Source organism: Pseudidiomarina tainanensis, assembly GCF_004214835.1.
GTDB lineage: Bacteria > Pseudomonadota > Gammaproteobacteria > Enterobacterales > Alteromonadaceae > Pseudidiomarina > Pseudidiomarina tainanensis.
In genome coordinates, this window is sequence record NZ_PIQJ01000002.1 from 177,482 (window position 1) to 195,768 (window position 18,287).

General features: G+C 47.8%; 17 protein-coding genes. 7 read left to right on the plus strand and 10 right to left on the minus strand.

Annotated elements, in window-relative coordinates; translation table 11 throughout:
* Nucleotides 1–125 precede the first annotated feature (125 nt).
* The 4 genes from CWI82_RS09405 to CWI82_RS09420 form a co-directional block, all read right to left on the minus strand.
* Entirely contained in the window at nt 126–2,018 is a 1,893-nt protein-coding gene (locus tag CWI82_RS09405) for a DUF885 domain-containing protein (protein WP_130203341.1), read from the minus strand.
* Nucleotides 2,019–2,127: 109 nt separating this feature from the next.
* Complete coding sequence (locus CWI82_RS09410) at nt 2,128–2,844, minus strand: GOLPH3/VPS74 family protein (RefSeq protein WP_130203342.1); 717 nt, start codon at nt 2,842–2,844, stop codon at nt 2,128–2,130.
* 11 nt (nt 2,845–2,855) lie between these two features.
* Complete coding sequence (locus tag CWI82_RS09415; RefSeq protein ID WP_130203343.1) at nt 2,856–3,164, minus strand: helix-turn-helix domain-containing protein; 309 nt, start codon at nt 3,162–3,164, stop codon at nt 2,856–2,858.
* Nucleotides 3,157–3,543, minus strand: a complete 387-nt coding sequence (locus tag CWI82_RS09420; protein WP_165383915.1) for a type II toxin-antitoxin system RelE/ParE family toxin — start codon at nt 3,541–3,543, stop codon at nt 3,157–3,159. Before CWI82_RS09420 ends, CWI82_RS09415 begins: the two co-directional genes overlap by 8 nt.
* Before the next feature lie 237 nt (nt 3,544–3,780).
* On the opposite strand from CWI82_RS09420, the gene CWI82_RS09425 reads away from it, so the two are divergent.
* Nucleotides 3,781–5,454 carry a class I SAM-dependent methyltransferase gene (locus tag CWI82_RS09425; protein ID WP_130203449.1) on the plus strand — a complete coding sequence of 558 codons (1,674 nt, stop codon included), beginning with the start codon at nt 3,781–3,783 and terminating at the stop codon, nt 5,452–5,454.
* Between the two features lie 92 nt (nt 5,455–5,546).
* On the opposite strand, the gene CWI82_RS09430 is transcribed toward CWI82_RS09425, so the two are convergent.
* Together CWI82_RS09430 and CWI82_RS09435 are read right to left on the minus strand one after the other, a co-directional pair.
* Nucleotides 5,547–6,128, minus strand: coding sequence for an SOS response-associated peptidase (locus CWI82_RS09430; RefSeq protein ID WP_130203345.1), 582 nt, complete (start codon nt 6,126–6,128; stop codon nt 5,547–5,549).
* Nucleotides 6,129–6,161: 33 nt separating this feature from the next.
* On the minus strand, nt 6,162–9,278 hold the full coding sequence (locus CWI82_RS09435; RefSeq protein ID WP_130203346.1) for a DUF3427 domain-containing protein: 3,117 nt from the start codon (nt 9,276–9,278) through the stop codon (nt 6,162–6,164).
* Nucleotides 9,279–9,642: 364 nt separating this feature from the next.
* On the opposite strand from CWI82_RS09435, the gene CWI82_RS09440 reads away from it, so the two are divergent.
* Complete coding sequence (locus CWI82_RS09440; protein ID WP_130203347.1) at nt 9,643–10,197, plus strand: hypothetical protein; 555 nt, start codon at nt 9,643–9,645, stop codon at nt 10,195–10,197.
* 213 nt (nt 10,198–10,410) lie between these two features.
* Here the strand turns inward: CWI82_RS09440 and CWI82_RS09445 are convergent, their stop codons facing one another.
* A complete protein-coding gene (locus CWI82_RS09445) occupies nt 10,411–10,884 on the minus strand; it encodes a toxin-antitoxin system HicB family antitoxin (RefSeq protein WP_092857271.1) in 474 nt (157 codons plus the stop codon).
* Nucleotides 10,885–10,896: 12 nt separating this feature from the next.
* Nucleotides 10,897–11,184 carry a type II toxin-antitoxin system HicA family toxin gene (locus tag CWI82_RS09450; RefSeq protein WP_130203348.1) on the minus strand — a complete coding sequence of 96 codons (288 nt, stop codon included), beginning with the start codon at nt 11,182–11,184 and terminating at the stop codon, nt 10,897–10,899.
* A gap of 305 nt (nt 11,185–11,489) precedes the next feature.
* On the opposite strand from CWI82_RS09450, the gene CWI82_RS11580 reads away from it, so the two are divergent.
* The gene (locus tag CWI82_RS11580; RefSeq protein ID WP_407681427.1) at nt 11,490–11,663 is read left to right on the plus strand and encodes an integrase core domain-containing protein; all 174 of its coding nucleotides are present in this window, start codon (nt 11,490–11,492) and stop codon (nt 11,661–11,663) included.
* An 18-nt stretch (nt 11,664–11,681) separates the two neighbouring features.
* Entirely contained in the window at nt 11,682–12,377 is a 696-nt protein-coding gene (locus CWI82_RS09460; protein ID WP_130203350.1) for a DUF2306 domain-containing protein, read from the plus strand.
* Nucleotides 12,378–12,443: 66 nt separating this feature from the next.
* On the opposite strand, the gene CWI82_RS09465 is transcribed toward CWI82_RS09460, so the two are convergent.
* Nucleotides 12,444–13,307 carry a YicC/YloC family endoribonuclease gene (locus tag CWI82_RS09465; RefSeq protein WP_130203351.1) on the minus strand — a complete coding sequence of 288 codons (864 nt, stop codon included), beginning with the start codon at nt 13,305–13,307 and terminating at the stop codon, nt 12,444–12,446.
* Between the two features lie 153 nt (nt 13,308–13,460).
* Between CWI82_RS09465 and rph the strand changes: the two genes are divergently transcribed.
* Together rph and pyrE are read left to right on the plus strand one after the other, a co-directional pair.
* The gene (gene rph / locus CWI82_RS09470) at nt 13,461–14,174 is read left to right on the plus strand and encodes a ribonuclease PH (protein ID WP_092857297.1); all 714 of its coding nucleotides are present in this window, start codon (nt 13,461–13,463) and stop codon (nt 14,172–14,174) included.
* Between the two features lie 57 nt (nt 14,175–14,231).
* Nucleotides 14,232–14,873 (plus strand): orotate phosphoribosyltransferase, encoded by a 642-nt coding sequence (gene pyrE, locus CWI82_RS09475; protein ID WP_130203352.1) that lies wholly within the window; start codon nt 14,232–14,234, stop codon nt 14,871–14,873.
* A 143-nt stretch (nt 14,874–15,016) separates the two neighbouring features.
* Here the strand turns inward: pyrE and CWI82_RS09480 are convergent, their stop codons facing one another.
* Entirely contained in the window at nt 15,017–16,708 is a 1,692-nt protein-coding gene (locus tag CWI82_RS09480) for a type 1 glutamine amidotransferase family protein (RefSeq protein ID WP_130203353.1), read from the minus strand.
* 140 nt (nt 16,709–16,848) lie between these two features.
* Between CWI82_RS09480 and CWI82_RS09485 the strand changes: the two genes are divergently transcribed.
* Nucleotides 16,849–18,279 carry a type 2 periplasmic-binding domain-containing protein gene (locus CWI82_RS09485; protein ID WP_130203354.1) on the plus strand — a complete coding sequence of 477 codons (1,431 nt, stop codon included), beginning with the start codon at nt 16,849–16,851 and terminating at the stop codon, nt 18,277–18,279.
* Nucleotides 18,280–18,287 lie beyond the last annotated feature (8 nt).

The window sequence follows — 18,287 nt, forward strand, 5'->3', positions numbered from 1 at the left end:
TGAGTTTCATAACCCATAGATTAGCATTAAAACAAAATAAAAAGCCGCTCAGTTGCACCAAACTTGATGCAGCTGAGCGGCTATTTTAGGTTGCGAGACTAGGAACTAATACCGTTTTAAAAGTATTAGCTGGCGTTTTTAGTCTCGCGAATGTAGTCATCCACAAACTGCTCAAGAATGTTGAGCGGTAATGGACCGTTGGCAAGAATCACATCGTGGAATTCACGAATATCGAATTGCTCGCCAAGCTCATTTTTAGCTTTCTCACGTAGCTCAAGAATCTTCAACATACCGATTTTGTAGGCTGTTGCTTGGCTTGGCATCACTATGTGGCGTTCAACCATTTTGCGCGCATCAGCTTCAGCGTTCGGCGTATTGTTGACGTAGAAATCGATACTTTCTTCACGCGTCCATTTCTTCGCATGAATACCGGTATCAACTACTAAGCGCACGGCGCGCCAGAGTTCCATCGCTAAACGACCAAAGTCAGAGTACGGGTCTTTGTAGAAACCATATTCTTTTGGCAGCAGCTCAGTGTACAAGCCCCAGCCTTCACTGTAAGCGGTGTAACGGCCAAATTTACGGAACGACGGAATACCCTCAAGCTCTTGCTGAATGGCAATTTGCATGTGGTGGCCAGGAATACCTTCATGGTATGCCAGAGCTTCCATTTGATAGGTTGGCATAGAGGCCATGTCGTACAAGTTCGCGTAGTAAACGCCCGGACGCGTACCATCCATTGACGGCTGCTGATAGAACGCCTTACCGGCCGATTTCTCACGGAACGGTTCAACCGCTTTCACAATCATGTCGGCTTTTGGCTTGGTGATAAACAACTCATCCAAAAACTCACGCATGGTGTCAATCAATGCAGTTGCTTCTTCCAAGTAACGTTGACGGCCTTCTTCAGTGTCTGGATAAATGAAGTCTTGGTTGTTACGCATGTGCACGAAGAATTCCTGCAACGTGCCTTCAAACCCAACTTTTTCCATAATCACACGCATTTCGTTATGAATACGCTCAACTTCGCTTAAACCAATTTCGTGAATTTCTTCAGCGGTTAAGTCCGTCGTAGTAGTGCGTTTTAATGCATTGTTGTAGAACGCTTCGCCGTCTGGGAATTTCCATGCGCCGTCTTTGGTGTCGGCTTGTGCGGCAATGTCTTCAACCGTGGCAATCAAGCTTTCATAAGCCGGCTTCACCGATTCCACCAAAGCTTTTTCTGCCGCTGATTTCAAACCGTCGTATTGACCTTGCTCGATGTCGAGGTTGTCTATTTTCTTAGTGAAGTCTTCAAGCAATACGCTTGGTTCGCCGTCTTCAAATGGCGCGCCAGCAATAATATTTTTGCTGTCGCTGATCACGTACGGATAGACGAACTTCGGTGCAATAATGCCTTTTTCAGCGCGTAAACGAAGGTTCTCTTCAAGCTGTTCAAACAACGCTGGCAAGCCATTTAAGCGGGCAATATAGTCTTCAGCGTCATCCACTTCTTGAATGCGGTGCTGGTTGATCAGCATCGACACGACACTCGAGTGCATGCCGAACATTTGATTCACAGGGTAGTTGTAATGACGCCATTTGTAGTCAGCGATATCTTCTTCTAAGCCCTGCTTCATGAGCATCCAACTGATTTTGGTTTGCTCGTCAAGCTTGCTCTCGTCAATTGCGTTTACTTTTGCGAGGTGTTCTTTTTGCAGCGCCAGCTCTTCTTCAGAGGCCTGCTCAGAAATGTCGTCCCATTTATCTTGGTCTTGCTTAATACCCAAGTACGATTGATACATTGGGCTACGCATGACATTTTCCATGAAAATGTCTTCAAACAATTTGTTCGCTTTTTCAGACTCAGCTTTGATTTCAGCTTCAGTAGCAGCTACGGCTGTCGTTGCCGCTTGTGTTTCAGCGACAGGAGCTGTCGCTTCGTTTGCCGCATCAGATTTTGACGCATCAGAACATGCCGCTGTACTCAGCGCCAGCGCCACCGCTAAAGCTAAGTGCTTCATTTTCAAATCAGACATCGGTTGTCTCCTTATTGTTATATTGACCTTAGCTTAGCACCATACTTGGCGGGCGGTCTATTGACGCGCTAGCGCTTGGGGTGAACCGCTACAACTCTGCGGCAAGGTGTTAACAACCACCGGAGCTTGATGTTGATGCGGATGTTGCAGCGAGCATTGCTGGAAGCATGACGGCGACCATTACTGCCGCTTGTACCGCATCAATCACATCTTGCGTTAATGCGCCGAGCTCTTCACCCTTAGCGATTTGCTCAATGCGCTTTTTGTGGGTTTTTAGCTCTTCTTTGCTGAAGACATCTTCTATCAGATAGGCGCTTTTCGCCAACGCCACCATCAGCGCGACACGCGGGTCAATTTCTAATGGTTTATCCAGCACCAACCGGCGCATTTCGTGACGCAAATGGCGCTCTGGCTCTGGGTTGACCTCAGGGTAGATTTTCTGGGTGAAAATCCACAGAACCTTCTTTTCGTCGCTTTTGATAATGCCATCGGCGACCAGCTGTTCCGCAACTTTGTGCTTCAGTTTGGGAATATTGGCGATGGACATCACCCAATTTTTGAGAGTATCCGGACGCTTCTTCGTGGCAATTTTTTGCAGCACTTCGTCCATGACTTGGTCGCCCGTTGGCGAGGCATCAAGCACCTCAATTTTATCTTTATTGTCGGCGTTTACCTGAATACGCTTCGCCAATAACAACTCAGCCAACACTGCCGCAGCCACCGTATATTCAATGTACCAGCCCTCAGACGTGCCTTTCTCGTCGTGCAACGACAAGAGCACCAAGCCTTCGTAAAGTTTTACTTGTAATTCATTGGTGTGTTGCATGGCTCACCTCCTTAAATAATTGCTTGAATACCTTTTTTATCAATTACATGCAGAAGTCTTAATGCAGCGCCTTGAGGTTTCGTTTTACCTTGCTCCCATTTTTGCACGCTCTCGCTACTCATGTTCAATACTACCGCTAGCACAGCTTGACTAATATGCTCTTTCTCTCGTATCAGTTTAATTTTATCGGGCGTCATTTCGTCTTGTTTTGCACTAATAGCCAACGCATCAATTTTACGCATCGTTAATTTATCAACCGCTCCGCATTCGTGAAATCGGTTTGCCATTTCAGCTAAATTTGTTAAACGTTTATCAATCATGTTTAACCTCTCTTAATACACCAGCGTCAATTGAGCTCTGAAGCTCTTTTGGAGTTGCATTTCTTAAACTCGCGCCAAATAATTTATAGACTTCGAGTAACTTATTCGGAATTTCTTTTCCTGATTTCGGGATATCCGACTTACGCCAGCCTTGAATAAAAAACATACTCTCTTCACCTTGAACTGCGACAACGCTCCGATTCGAATCTCGTTTGCTTTGTTTGGGGGAGGCAATCCGTTTTTTAAACAATTTCCCCATATCAAGGTTTCCGTCATGCAACCCTTGAACAACCTCTTCAGCCGATTTAACAACAATTTCGTCGGTAATATTGGCCTTCTTCATAAACATCTGAAAGTCATCCGTTACATAGATTTTCATTTTGGTTTCCATTCCAAAACTGTGGTAAATATTACTATACTTTTTGTACTTAAGCTAATTTGACGATGCCAAGTGTAAGTGACTTAGAGTACATGTTTGTTGTTATGGACATACAACGCACATGCAAGATCGATAATTACTTACAAAAATTGGTGTGAGTACACCGTGCTTTTCATTCTCCCGCAAAAGCCTTTATAGTGAGTCTATGCGCACAACAGGATGAGCAATCGCGTACGAATGGATGATACGATTTACTACTACACCCGCAACGCGGAGCAGCTAGCTAAGCAATATGACAGCCTTGCTTTTGAGCAAGTGCATGGCGATTGGCTCGATTTAATTCCGACCGAGGGCTTTGTGCTAGATGTCGGCGCAGGCTCAGGCCGTGATGCCCGCTATTTTGCCGAACGCGGGCTCACCGTGTATGCCGTGGAACCCGCCGATGGCATACGCGAACGCGCACAACAGTATCATCCGAACCCGTCGATTCATTGGATTAGCGATAGCTTACCCGAACTGACCCACGTTCAGCGGCAAGCGACGAAATTTGACCTCATTTTACTTAGCGCGGTATGGATGCATATTGCACCGTCTTCGCGCCAGCGAGCCTTTCGAAAACTCAGTTCATTACTCAAACCGAACGGCAAAATGGTCATCTCGTTACGCCATGGCGAGAGCCCTGATAGTCGCACCATGCATAGCGTATCAGCAGATGAACTGAAGCAATACGCACAGCAACAAGGCTTAAGTTTCAAGCTACTGAATAACCGAAATGATCAGCTCGGCCGCCAAGAGGTGCAGTGGGAAACGGTTTTACTCACATTGCCCGATGACGGTACTGGCGCATTCCCACTCATTCGAAATATCGTCATAAACGATAGTAAGTCTTCCACCTACAAAGTCGCCCTGTTACGTTCGCTATTACGCATTGCCGACGGCCACCCAGGAGCGGTTATTGAGCGCTCAAAAACACATGTGGCATTGCCGATGGGGCTGATTGCTCTGTATTGGTTAAAGCTCTACAAGCCGCTACTTGATACGTTTGCGATGAAGCAAGGTAGCAATGGCAACCTCGGATTTGTGAAGGCCACGGGTTGGGAAACGCTGACAAATTACAACGCCAACGATTTTTATATTGGCCGGTGCGTTTTTGACCACCAAGAAGCGCGTAGTTTGTATCGCACGCTAAAAGACATCGCTACCACCATTAAAAATATGCCGGCAAAATACATCACGTTACCCGGCACGAAAGATGAAGTATTTGATGTCGATTTAGCTCGAACCAGCCCACCAAAGAACAGCTTGATCATTGATCATGAGTTTTTGAAATCAATGGGCACATTTTATGTACCAATGAATATTTGGAATGTGCTGACAGATTTCAGCGTGTGGATTGAACCCGCACTAGTGAACGAGTGGGTTAATCTCATGGCGAATTACAACCGTGAGCACCCGAATGCCTACAGCCAAGCTGATTATTTGCAAGCTTTACGCTGGGAAAACCCTGAACGTACAACCACCCGTGTGCGCAATCGAGTTTCAGCATTAGCGCACGTGGATTGTTGTTGGAGTGGCCGCAAACTAAATAAAACCGCCTATGCCGTTGATCACGCATTTCCATTTGCGCGGTGGCCCAACAACGATTTATGGAATTTATTACCAACGAAAACCACGATTAACTCGGCGAAGTCAGATAAATTGCCAACTCGCCAACGCTTTATGCATTCACGGGAATACATTCTTGAGTGGTGGCGACAAGCTTGGCAGGAACATGAACGAGAATTTTTTACCCAGGCAAATTTCGCATTACCCGACATGACATTGGGCAATACGAATTTTGATGATGTATTTGAGGCCGTTATGGTGCAACGTGATCGGATCAAGCAAATTCAGCAGTTGCAGGATTGGTAGAGCGATATTTCATTCTCAATACCACCATAATCGGCTCACATAATGAGCCGAATAACAGTTCTATTCGGCTCATTGTGCAAATTTAGGCCATTCTACGATGTAATCACCAGCGGGATATCTTGCGGGGCTTCAAGTAACGGCGTGAGTACGTCGGCATCGCTGTTGAGCCAAAAGCCAACTTCACTCGGACGAATGAGCAGCGGCATACGACTGTGATATGGCGCGCATTGTTCCGTCGGCGCGGTGGTGAGCGTGACGAGATGAGCTTGCTGTTCACGATGCGGGAAATAAATAGCCGCCATGTAGAGCGGTTGTTGATTCGCCTCGGCAAACAGGTATTTGGTTTTGCGTGGCTGCCCTTCCTGATGTTGCCATTCATACCAACCACTGCAAGGCACCACGCACCGGTGCTGTTTAAATGCCATTTTAAAGGTCGGCTTGGTGGCCACGGTTTCAGCTTGCGCATTAATGATAATGCGGTTCGCCCAATTCGGCTGTATGCCCCACAACGTGTTCAACTGGTGTAGCCCATTGTGATTGGCGGTGGTGGTGACCGTTGCGACTTGTTGTGTGGGCCGTAAATCCGTGTTGCTCGGCGTATCGAACTTGAAACCGAGTTGCTCGGTGACGAGTTGACAGAGTGGGTCGTTAACAACGTTGAGTCTTCCGCACATGGTGATGCCTTATTTCGCTTTTGCACACCTATATTAGCGCGCTACCGAATATTCATGAAAGAGTTGTGCTGTTAACGGATATTTCAGCTTCCACGTAATGTTCATGGGTTGTGAACCCTCACTTTTTACAAATTCCAGCGGACCACAAGCTCGATACGGTTTATCTCTATTTTCACGAACAAAGAGCTGAAATTGCCAACCATTGGTTTTACTTTCCAAATACCGCCTACCTACTTCTGTATGCGAAGCTGCAGTATTTTGTGATTGCCAATGAAACAGCTCTTTATTAATAGCATAGTCGTCATATGCGACGCCTTCATGCAGTGCATTTTTCTTATCTAAAGTAACGAATAACACTTCAATTTTCGCTTCGTGACTTCGCCAAACACCAGCCTTGAAGGGCGAATAGCTCACTTCGGTATATTGGCCCAATGCAGTGAGTATTTCGCGTATCTTATAAGCACTATGAAGCTTTAACCCCGTAGATTCTAACTCGGGTAACTCAGAAAATTGTTCGTTGGTAGCAGCATCTAACGCGTCGGCTAATTCAACCAATTCGTTCATCAACGCTGGCGTTTCTGACAAATCACCAATGAACTCATCAACCGTATGAACACCTCGGCCACCTGTCATTTGATAGGTCAGCATCAATGCACGTTTGCGCGAGAGTTCATCAGAGCCAAGAGAGCCAAGTCCAATATCTCGCATCACCGCAAGATAATCAGGATCATCGATATGCAAAACGTCTTTAAAACGCCGATTCAAGCGAGTCTCAAGCTCGGATGGAATACCATCCAATAACTCAGCATCACGTTTTAGACGAGTCCAGCCAGAGGCGCCATTTTTACGATAAATATCTTCAAACTCGAGGGCCTGTTCACGAACAAATTCGGCTAACTGGATTTCGTCGACTCCATGCCTCGCGCGATATCCTACAAGTTCAGTTTGTAATCGTTGCCAATTAAGATTCACAGTCTGTTGTAAGCTATTAAGGATTTGCTCACGAGCTTGGTGTTGCATCTGTAAATAACAGCCCGGTGGTAGATTGCCGAAACCGTTTTTAACACCGTCAACCACTTCTCGGCGCGACAAACCAGTTATAGAGCTATACAGCACGTCAAAGCGGAAGTTCTGAGCATACTGACCAACGAAATCTAGAATCAAGCAGCTATCTTTATCATCGAATAAACGCAACCCACGACCGATTTGTTGCTGGAACAGCGTGGCACTTTGGGTGGGGCGCAGAAGTAAAAGGGTATCTACAAAGGGTAAATCGACACCCTCGTTGTACAAATCAACTGTCACAATCACGTTGATTTCGCGACGCTCTAACATGCCCGGCAATCGTTGGCGTTCGTTCGCAGGCGTCGCTCCGGTTACGAGTGCTGCTTGGATGCCTTTATCTTGAAAAAACTGCGTCATAAATTCGGCATGAGCTACAGACACACAAAACGCCAAGGCGCGACAGTCAGAGATTGAGCTTACATGCTCTTCCCAAGCTCTAAGAACCGCCAGCGCACGTGCATTTTCTCCCGTCAACATATTACTTAACTGAGCAGCTTCATTGGCACTGCGCCAATTTACGTTGCTGTAATCCATGCCATCCGCACACGCATAATATTCAAACGGCGCCAGCAACTGCTGCTCGAGCGCGTGCCAAAGCCTCATCTGCGCGGATGGCGTGCCGTCAGGTCTTAGATCAAAATGCTGCAGAATATTGAGGCCATCGCCGCGCTCTGGCGTCGCCGTCAGTCCCAATAGATATTTGGGTTTCACTTGCTCTATCAGCCGGCGAAACGATGCCGCCTCGATATGATGACATTCATCAACAATCACCATATTCCAATAATCGCTACCGAGCTCTTCTACTAGATTGCGTGAGTTTAGACTTTGTATGGTGGCAAAAAGGTGGGTATACGATGCGGGTTCATAACCTCCGCTTAAGTAGTCACCAAAATTCCCGCTTCGCATCACATGTCGAAACGTTTGCAGTGATTGCTGCAATATTTGTTGTCGATGCGCAACGAATAGTAATCGCGGTTGACCACCTTCTTGCTGACAAATGCGTTTGTAATCAAGCGCCGCCATGACTGTTTTACCGGTACCGGTTGCGGCAACTAATAAATTTCGGAACCGCCCATGCGCGCGTTCATTCGCTAATTGATCGAGGATAATTTGTTGAAACGGTTTTGCCTGAATATCAAAGAAAGTCGTGATGACGTTATCGCCATAGTCTTTTGCGCCACGCTCGCGTGACAGTGCTTTGCGAAGCTCTTGCTCATGCGTTTCATTGTGCGGATCAAAAGACTGAAACTCTTCATCTTGCCAAAGTGTTTCAAAATGCGCTCGAGCACGCTGATATAAGAAATTTTGTCCTTTTTCAGTGAACTTGACTGTCCACTCAAGACCACCCATTAGCGCAGCACCTGACAAGTTTGCACTTCCCACGTAAGCAGAACCGAAGCCCGTATAACGTTCGAAAATCCAAGCTTTTGCATGAAGCCGATTGCGGCGTCCATCCAGCGACACCTTTACTTCACAGTTCGGCAATTCAGCGAGCATTTTAACGGCTTTTAAGTCGGTGGCACCGGTATAAGTTGTGGTAATAATCCGCAGGCTGGTCCGCGACTGCTTAAGGGCATCCACGGCAGTAATATCACGCAGTAAATTTATAATTTTTCGTACGCCCGACATGGTAATGAAGCTCATTAATATGTCGACGTGCTGACAACTGGATAGCTCTGCTTTTAACTCATGGAATAGCGCTGGCGAATCTTTGCCCGACGTAAAAAGCCAAGGCTGTGCCATACCGACCTGAGGTAAATTTACTGATTCGTTTGGCGCATGCAATGCACGAAGAACTTCTGGCGGACTTTGATAACTTGAAACTGGCTCTAGGTTTGCAAGCTGCCGTGTATAAACTATTAGGTTGTTTAAAATTTCGATTTGCCGCAACAAACGCTGATCTTGATGGCCGCCATTATTTTGTAGTTCTGCGAGAGCATTAGAGACTTCTTCGGTGATGACTTCGGCCAGGTGGCGACTACTTGCGACTAAATCAAGTTTTTCGGTTATTTCAACAAGACCTGATTCCTTGATAGCTTGCTCAAGCTCATCGTTCTTTAAAAGCTCGTAAAATCCCTTCTTCATTGCCGAACGTCCCTAGCAGAAAACTTATTGGGTTAAGTTGCCAGGTTTTGGGGGGGTTAACAAGACGTAGATGCATCCCTTGTGACAACTTTGTGGAGGGAGGGACTCGAACCTCATAGCCGAACAACCACTACCTAGAGTTTGCTTACTATCTTTCTCTCTTATCTCGAGTATCTAAATCTGAGGCATCACAATACTCAGTAAATTCTATAAAGTTTAACCTGAGCTCAACTTACTTTACCTTTTCCACATCAATCTATTAGCGCCACCACTGGCTTGTAGGGAAATACAGAAAAGGGGTATTTTATTGATTAATTGTCAGCAATCAGACAAGGTAGATCATCTCATTACCTAAAGGACAGTTATGAGCAGCGGAGTGCACAATAAATTAATCGGGCAAATCGGTGAGAACCTGGTTGCAGCCAAACTTGGCACATTAGGGTATTACGCATCCCCTTATGCTGGCAACGTTCCGGGCTTCGATCTCACAGCTGTTGACAGCAAAACCCTATCTTCATTTCCGGTACAAGTTAAATGCAGTACCGGCAACACTTTGGTTCACTCTCAAATAGACCGTTGGATTGAGACTCATATTGACTCAACCGGTAAATACTCGTTCGGCAACCCCGTTTCTATCGACCATCCTGATATGTTGTGGATTATGGTGAACCTTCCGAAGGGCCAGATTGAAAATGCAAGATACTTCATCTGCCGTGAGTCTGACATTCAGAAACTGGTGATTGAGCGTTTTCGAGCCTTCATTCAAAAGCATAACCATCGACGTCCCAACGGTGGAGCCTCAAAGCAAGCAATCCTCACACTTAAAGAACTCGGTATCTATGAAAATAATTGGTCAGCGATTGCGCCTGAGAATAATGAAGCATTAAATAATGATAGAAGGGAAGCAAATGCCACATAGCGCGCAAGGTTTTAAAGCCTTTCCTCGCAATCAATGAAAGCCAAATGGAGAAGTCGGTACTTTTTTATGTAGGAATTTGGACGACCTAACGGCTTTCGCTTCTTTCAAAATCACTACGATTTGGCTTTCAGTCATGCGTTTACTCATCGTAAAACTCCTTTGTTTTAGTTTAAAAGAAATTCTACGAGTGAGCTGTATTATTTTACGGGGTAGTTACAGAAGTTCATCAGTAGGTTGTGGGCTGTCGATAGGAAAGGCCTTAACACTTATTACTTTCGGTGGTTGCTTGCGGAGTGGAGTAACTTTCTCCTGAGTATCAGTATATTCCTGATACTTCGCGTTAAACGCACCGAGGGCAAACGAAAGGCAGTTCACCAACAGTTGATTAAGGCTTACGTCTTCAATATCAGCCATACGAGAGTATGCTCGGTGCATCGTTTTAGGCATTCTTAGCGTCACACGACCACTGAAGTCGTCTGCTGGCTCAAAAGGAGCAGGCATCACTTTACCTTTTTCGGCAAAAATCTCAGCGGTTGTCTCGACCGTATCAATCGCCAACGCATAAGCCTCTTCGAATGAATCGCCGTATTCAGCAACGTCAGGCAGTTCAAGCACGCGCGCTTCGTAGCATTCCTCACCTGAAAATACACCTTTGCGTACTGTTATGTTGTACTTTGTTGCGTCCATACAAGTCTCCCGTTATTTCTCACCAAGTAGCTCTAAGAGCTCTTGTTCATACTGCTTCAATACTTTCATTATTTTCTTAATGTAGCCTGGCTTTATTTGCGGATTCTTACCGTGATCGCAGTTAAATGAGCTTGAGTAAAAATCATCCAGGCCATCATGAACATATACTTTATGCCCACCGCGTTTGCCATCTCGCACCTCGAAACCAAGCGCTTCGAGCGCTGTGATGACATCTTTGCATCGCAACGCTTTACCACTCTCAAACAAGCTTAGTGTGTCTTTAAATAAGTTTCCAGACATTATGACACCATATATAGTGTCAAAGTCTCCGGGGTGAGAATTTTACTCTGGTTTCTGTTAAATGCAAGCATGCTTCCCTTCCTCCGCTATGACGACATAGCATTCAACTGATAGGTCTTCATAAGCTAACATGCTTATCCATGTCCGAGATGGTATTTTTAGGCTTGAATCTTAAAATACGAGATTGACTACACTCGAAGTATGCGCGGGTTAGGTTGTGTAACTACCCTGAGAAAATTCGGGTTGATAACGGCAGCAAATTCACCTCCGAAGTATTCGTCAACTGGGCAAAAGCGCATGACATTATGATTGATTACATCAAGCCCGGCTGCCCATACCAAAACGCATATATTGAGCGGTTCAACCGAACTTATCGTGATGATGTACTCGATTGTTACATCTTCAACAATCTAAACGAAGTGAAGCAAATAACCGAAGATATATTGGCTAGCAGCCAAAGATTGACTAGGATGAATTGATATTTTTCGGAGGCGGCTATGCTTTTTATTCACGAAACACTATTGAATTTACACGTGGTACTTGGCGCATTGGCGTTGGTGCTTTTCTGGGTGCCTATACTTGCGCGAAAAGGCGGCCCCACACACGTTCGCTACGGCAAAATGTACGTATGGCTGATGTATATTGTCGCCGTTTCAGGTATTGTCATGTCGGTAATGGTGCTGGTTAGCCCCGGCTACTTTAAGCCAAACGCCTCGCTTGTCGTGATTAATCAGTTTTATACTTTGCTGCTGTTTTTGTCAGCGCTAACCTTTATTAGCGTGCGCCACGCCATGCTAGTGCTTAAACACAAAACCGATACTTCGGTATTTCGCCGCGTTGGCTTTTTATGGATGCCAGCCATATTAGTTGGTGGTGGCACTACGCTGCTTGTTATAGCCGTTAATTCTAGCTCAACGCTTATTTTGCATTACGTATTCGGCGGTTTGGGTGTGTTTATTGGCACTAGCATGGGCCATTTTGCATTTCGGAAAAACCCACCACGTAAGATCTGGTTAACCGAACACATTGGCGCGATTATTGGCTCTGGTATAGCTGCTTACACCGCATTTCTGGCCTTCGGCGCGCGCCATTGGCTGAGTTTTTTAGGCGAATGGCAGCTGGCCGCCTGGATACTTCCGAGCGTTATTGGTACCGCGGGCATTGCTTGGGCTTCGCGGCGCTGGGGCCGTTGATTTAATTAACGGCGCGTTGCGCCACCCGGCGTACCTTACGGAAAGAACGCCGGGCTACGGTATGGGCTACTCGATGTTTTGGATCTGCTCACGCATCTGCTCAATCAACACCTTCAACTCTACCGCAGCAGCAGTAATATCCGCATTAATCGATTTCGAGCCTAAGGTATTCGCTTCGCGGTTAAATTCTTGCATCATGAAGTCTAAGCGGCGGCCACAAGCGCCACCTTTGCGTAGAATTTTGCGGGTTTCAACCACGTGTGCGTTGAGGCGGTCGAGCTCTTCGGCTACATCCACTTTTTGCGCCAACATCACCATTTCCGCTTCTAAGCGGGTTGGGTCGAGCTCTACCTTCGCTTCTTCAAAGCGCCCCAGCAACTTCTCGCGTTGCCATTGCAGCACTTCAGGCATGCGGCCGCGCACAAACGTGACTTGCTCTGAAATGCCTTCGAGGCGCTCTTCAATCATGCGCTCGAGTGCTTTGCCTTCACTGCCACGGTTCTCAATGAACTCGGCAATACAGGCTTCAAAGGCACCCAGTACGTCAGCTTGAATGGTGTCCATGTCGTCTTCTTGTTGTGCGACAACGCCCGGCCAACGCAATACATCCAACGGATTCAACTGTGCGCTTGAGCTTTGGTTCGCCACCCAATTCGCTGATGAAATAACGCTACGCGCTAAATCTTCGTTCAAGCTCAAACCGCCCTCGGCTTTTTGCTCAATGTGCAAACGCAGGTTGCACTCTACTTTGCCGCGTTGCAATTGCTTGCGTAGGCGGTCGCGTAGCCCGTTTTCTAACGAGCGAATTTGTTCCGGCAAGCGAAAGTAGGTTTCTAAAAAGCGTTGGTTTACCGAGCGCATTTCCCATGTAGCTGTGCCCCACTCGGCTTTCAGTTCATGGCGCGCGTAGCCGGTCATTGATTGAATCATTGCTATTCCTTGTAAGCTTTATCTGCCGTTAGTTTATCACCGATCGCAATCTCGTACAGCACGGCAGTAAAACCTGTGTTGGTAGTAACGGAATTTCACATCCATCTCTGATATAATCGCCAACCATTATTTTGCACAAAATAGGAGCCACCCATGCGTCCAAGTGGTCGTACTGCCCAACAGATTCGTCCGGTGACGATTACCCGGAATTTTACGCGTCATGCCGAAGGTTCGGTGCTGATTGAGTTTGGCGATACCAAGGTGTTGTGCACCGCGAGTGTCGACAAGAGCGTGCCGCGCTTTTTGAAGGGCAAGGGCCAAGGTTGGGTCACGGCGGAATATGGCATGTTGCCACGTTCAACCCATTCGCGCATGGACCGTGAAGCGGCGCGTGGCAAGCAAGGTGGCCGTACCGTTGAAATTCAGCGCTTAATTGGTCGTTCGTTGCGTGCGTGTGTTGATATGGCGGCACTGGGCGAGAACACCATCACGATCGATTGTGACGTATTGCAGGCTGATGGTGGTACGCGTACAGCTTCGATTACCGGTGCTTGTGTGGCGTTGGTGGACGCACTGAACTGGATGCGCAAAGAAGGTATTGTGAAAACCAATCCGTTGAAAGGTTTGGTGGCGGCGATTTCAGTGGGCATGTATGAAGGCAATCCGGTGGCTGATTTGGATTACCCAGAAGACTCGAAAGCGGAAACCGACATGAATGTGGTAATGACCGAAGCAGGTAAGTTCATTGAAATTCAGGGCACGGCTGAGGGTGAACCGTTCTCAAGCGAAGACATGAATGCGATGCTGGATTTAGCCAAGCACGCGATTCGTGAATTGATGGATTTACAGAAACAGGCGTTGGCGTAAACATTAACGGCGCTTCGCGCCACCCGGCGTAGAACGCCGGGCTACAGGTTAATCGACATGAAACAATATCAAAAAGAATTTATTGAATTTGCCATTGAACGTGGCGTGTTGAAGTTTGGTGAGTTTACTTTGAAATCAGGCCGCACCAGCCCGTATTTCTTTAATGCTGGGTTGTTTAATCAGGGTTCTGATTTGGCGCGTCTCGGCCGGTTTTATGCGGCGGCGTTGCAAGACAGTGGTGTGGCATTTGATGTGCTGTTTGGACCGGCGTACAAGGGTATTCCGATTGCCACGGCGGCGGCGATTGCGTTGTTTGATTCGTATCAGAAAGACGTGCCGTATTGCTTTAACCGCAAAGAAAAGAAAGACCACGGCGAAGGCGGCAACTTGGTGGGCTCGCCATTACAAGGTCGCGTCATGTTAGTTGACGATGTGATTACCGCAGGCACTGCCATTCGTGAATCAATGGAAATTGTGCAAGCCAATGGCGCTGAATTAGCGGGCGTTCTAATTGCATTAGACCGCCAAGAGAAAGGCAAAGGCGAGCTGAGTGCGATTCAGGAAGTTGAGCGTGATTACAACGCCACGGTGATCAGCATTGTGCAACTGAATGACGTGATTGAGTATTTGAAAGACTCGCCCGATTTAGCGCAGTACCTTGATAAGGTGACTGCGTATCGGGCGCAGTATGGGGTGTAGCCCGGCGTTTCACGCCGGGTGGCGCGAAGCGCCGTGAATGTTTGAAACTATTATGAATTTCTGAATCCCCGAACAATAACCATGACTTCGTCATGTCCCGGCGTAGAACGCCGGGCTACCATGTCCCGGCGTAGAACGCCGGGCTACCAGGTGTCGGGTTGCCAGGAGAGGCCGATGCGGGCATCGGTGACTTGGCATTCGCCGCCGGCTTTGACGCGTTTGGTGGCATCATCACCGGCCACCATCAAGCGGAATTCCTTCTCAATTAAGTTGAAGCTATTGCGCTCTTGGCACAGCAAGCGCAATGAATCTACCATGCCGCGGTCGCTCAAGAAGCGGGTGGTGGGTGGTTCTTGCACCACTTCTTCTGACTGCGCAAAACGTACATCGACAATGCCATCATCGGCAAAGCGGCCACGTGCACCAGCCACTAAGTAATGGAAGGTTGCGGCCACGGCATTGTCGGTTTGCTGAGCGCCCACACCGAAGAACACCCCTCGCTCACCCAGCACTTCAAACGCACCGGTTAATACGTTTACAGCTAATGCGGTACGAGTATCAATACCCACCGCCAATGGCGTGTTGGTGGTCGCGGCAACGCGCAGTAAACGGCCATGACGGCCCATGTCAGAGAACTGGCCATCCAATGTCGCAGAATTAAACAATCCAACACCGCCCAACGGATGGTAGGTTGCGCTTTCCGAGTTCATGTTACGTGGGCACGAGTCGTCTTTGCCACAGGCAAATGGTGGTGCTTCGCCGGCAATCGCGCCAGCACGTAAAGCTTCAGCACTGGTACCGCTCGCGACCATTGAGCGTGCGGTCATCGCATTCATCGCGTCGCTGGTTGCGCCAACCACTAATTTGTTGGCGCGCATTTTTAAATAAATGCTGGTCATCAAATCAGTTGGCTGACTTAACGGATCTAAAAACGCTTTACGCACCAAACCCGGATCGTTACCGACAATCAGTACCGCATCAGCCCAATCCACAATTTTTGGCCCTTGCAATGCGTCTTTGCAGAACGCAACTTGCTGCTTGTGCTGCTCTGGGAATACCCGTGCGCGCTTCCAAGTACCGAGCTCTTGTTCACGTACCGCATCAAGATCATCACATTTACCGGTGCGCTGTGCGGCGTTCACCGCGGCATCAATGGGTAGCCAACGCACTTCCGCGCCGAGGCTATCAAATGCACTAATAAATGGCTCTACCGCCGTAATTGGGTCACGTGCGCCAGCGGCAGCAATGGCAATACGCGGCGCAGCATCACCGCCACGAACTTTCTGCGCTTGCTCCAGCATTGCCGTTAAAATTTGGCGCTTCGCTAAAATCTTCGTCAAATCAATCCGCGCCGTATCATGCTTGCCTTTCGGCGCCGGCATTTCGAGGTAATCAATAATCAGGTTCCACTCGCGCTCCGACAAACTGTCGTACAAATGACGTGTCGCGCGGCGGGTAAATTCTTCTTGGAAGCTTCGCTCAGGCACCACCTCAGAGCGCATGCGCTCGTACAAAATTTCCAGCGCCATTTTCACATCATCACGCGTTTTGCGACGATGCACTGGCCACAACTCATCGCGCAGCAATGGCGTGGTGTAGGCTTCGCTTAGGTTAATGTAGCGATCAGTACGCATGGTCTCGCCATCGAGCCAGTCGGTATCGTTACAGTGGGTCCAGGCCATGCTGGAACACAGCGCCATTTCATCGCCCATCAAAAATAGTTGATAATTTGGGCCCGTGGCGCGTTCAGCGTCTTGTGCTGACGCTTGTTGAGGAAAAATTAGACTACTTAATACCCCAAACACGAACCAAGCAGCAAAATTGAAGGTTTTCATGATGTACTCCTACAACGTCAGGCGCTCAACCTAACGGCAATCAACGCAAAGGTCAATTTTAGTCTAGTTTCATAAAAGCTTCGACCTGATATACTGTCGAAGGTTTAATCGTTTCGTTAGAAACCGTAAGGAAGGTTTGTTTGACAGAGTCTTTGGCTAGGTTTGTAAAGCCCATCGCGCTACTTGTGATTGCCTTGCTGGCAAGCACCGTTGCGCGTGCTGAACAAACTACTCTGACCTTCCGCGCCCCCGATGACGGCCCCGTGCCTGCCGCCGTGCAAACTATTCTAGAAGAAGCTTATGCCGAACTGGGTATTCACTTGCGTTATGTCGATATGCCGCGCAACCGTAGCTTGGTGGAATCGAATGCCGGTCGTATTGCCGGCGAATTAGGGCGTCTCTCGGAACTTGATACGCAGTTTGAAAATCTCGAACAAGTGCCGTTCCCGTTATTCAGTTTTGAAATTGTTTTAGTCGCTGACCGCCGCGACTGCGGTTTATGTACATTGGATGATGTTGAGAATCTCGCTTTTATTAGTGGCATGCAAACGGTCATGGGCATACTCGAAGAATTTCAATTCAAGCGCCCATCGGTACAAGCATTAGATATTCAGCAGCTCAATTTAATGTTTACCAACAAGCGCGTGAAATCCGTGATGCTCAATGATTTCGAAGCGCGCCAACTCGGTTATTACGATAACCCTCATTTTATTATCACGCCCATGCGCGCGTTGATTGGCTATCACTTTTTACATGAGAAACATGCGCACTTGATTCCGGCCTTGAACACCGTGCTAGAAGAAATGCACGCTGCTGGGCGTATCACTACAATTTATCGTGAGCACGGCGTCACGTTCGAACGGCGCAATGAATTCCCAGAACCACCGACTTTCCCGGCATTATCAGTGACTGCCGGTTTGATGGAGGAACGTGCCCAAGTAGATGGTACGGGCAGGTATTGGCGACTGATACAGGCGATTTTTGAGCCCATTACGCCGTCGCTTGAGCTGCACACCAATAGCTATCAGCGCGCGGTGTTGGGCTTTAATGAGAATCGCTTTGATATTTTAGTTGGTGGTACGCAAACGCAGGTATCCATTGAAGGTGTACCGTCGTACACGCATTTTGATTACGGTAGTCCTGTTGCGGCATTTGCGCTGCAGCAAGCCGATTTAGAGGCGATGCAGGCTGGTAGCTTAAAGCGGCCCATCTGTTTTGTCGCCGGCTACGATTATCATAGCTTTTTCAAAGAGGGGTTAACGTACTACCTGGCTAATAGCATTCTTGATTGTTTCGCGATGCTGGATATGCAACGGGTTGGCGCCGTCGTGGCTTTTGACGATAATGCCCCCGATTGGGCGGCGGCCGATTATGTGAAGCTGCCACTACGTGAGGCTTTGCCCATTCACGTGATGTTCCACGATACGCCACGCGGTCGTGAGCTACGTGATTGGTTTGATAAACGCTTGCGTGAGTTGGTAAAAAGCGGCGAAATCGCGGACATCATGACGCCTGCCCAACTGCAACATGCTCGTTTAGCGGCGAGTTTACCTAAAACTTCAACGCCATAGTGAATGGC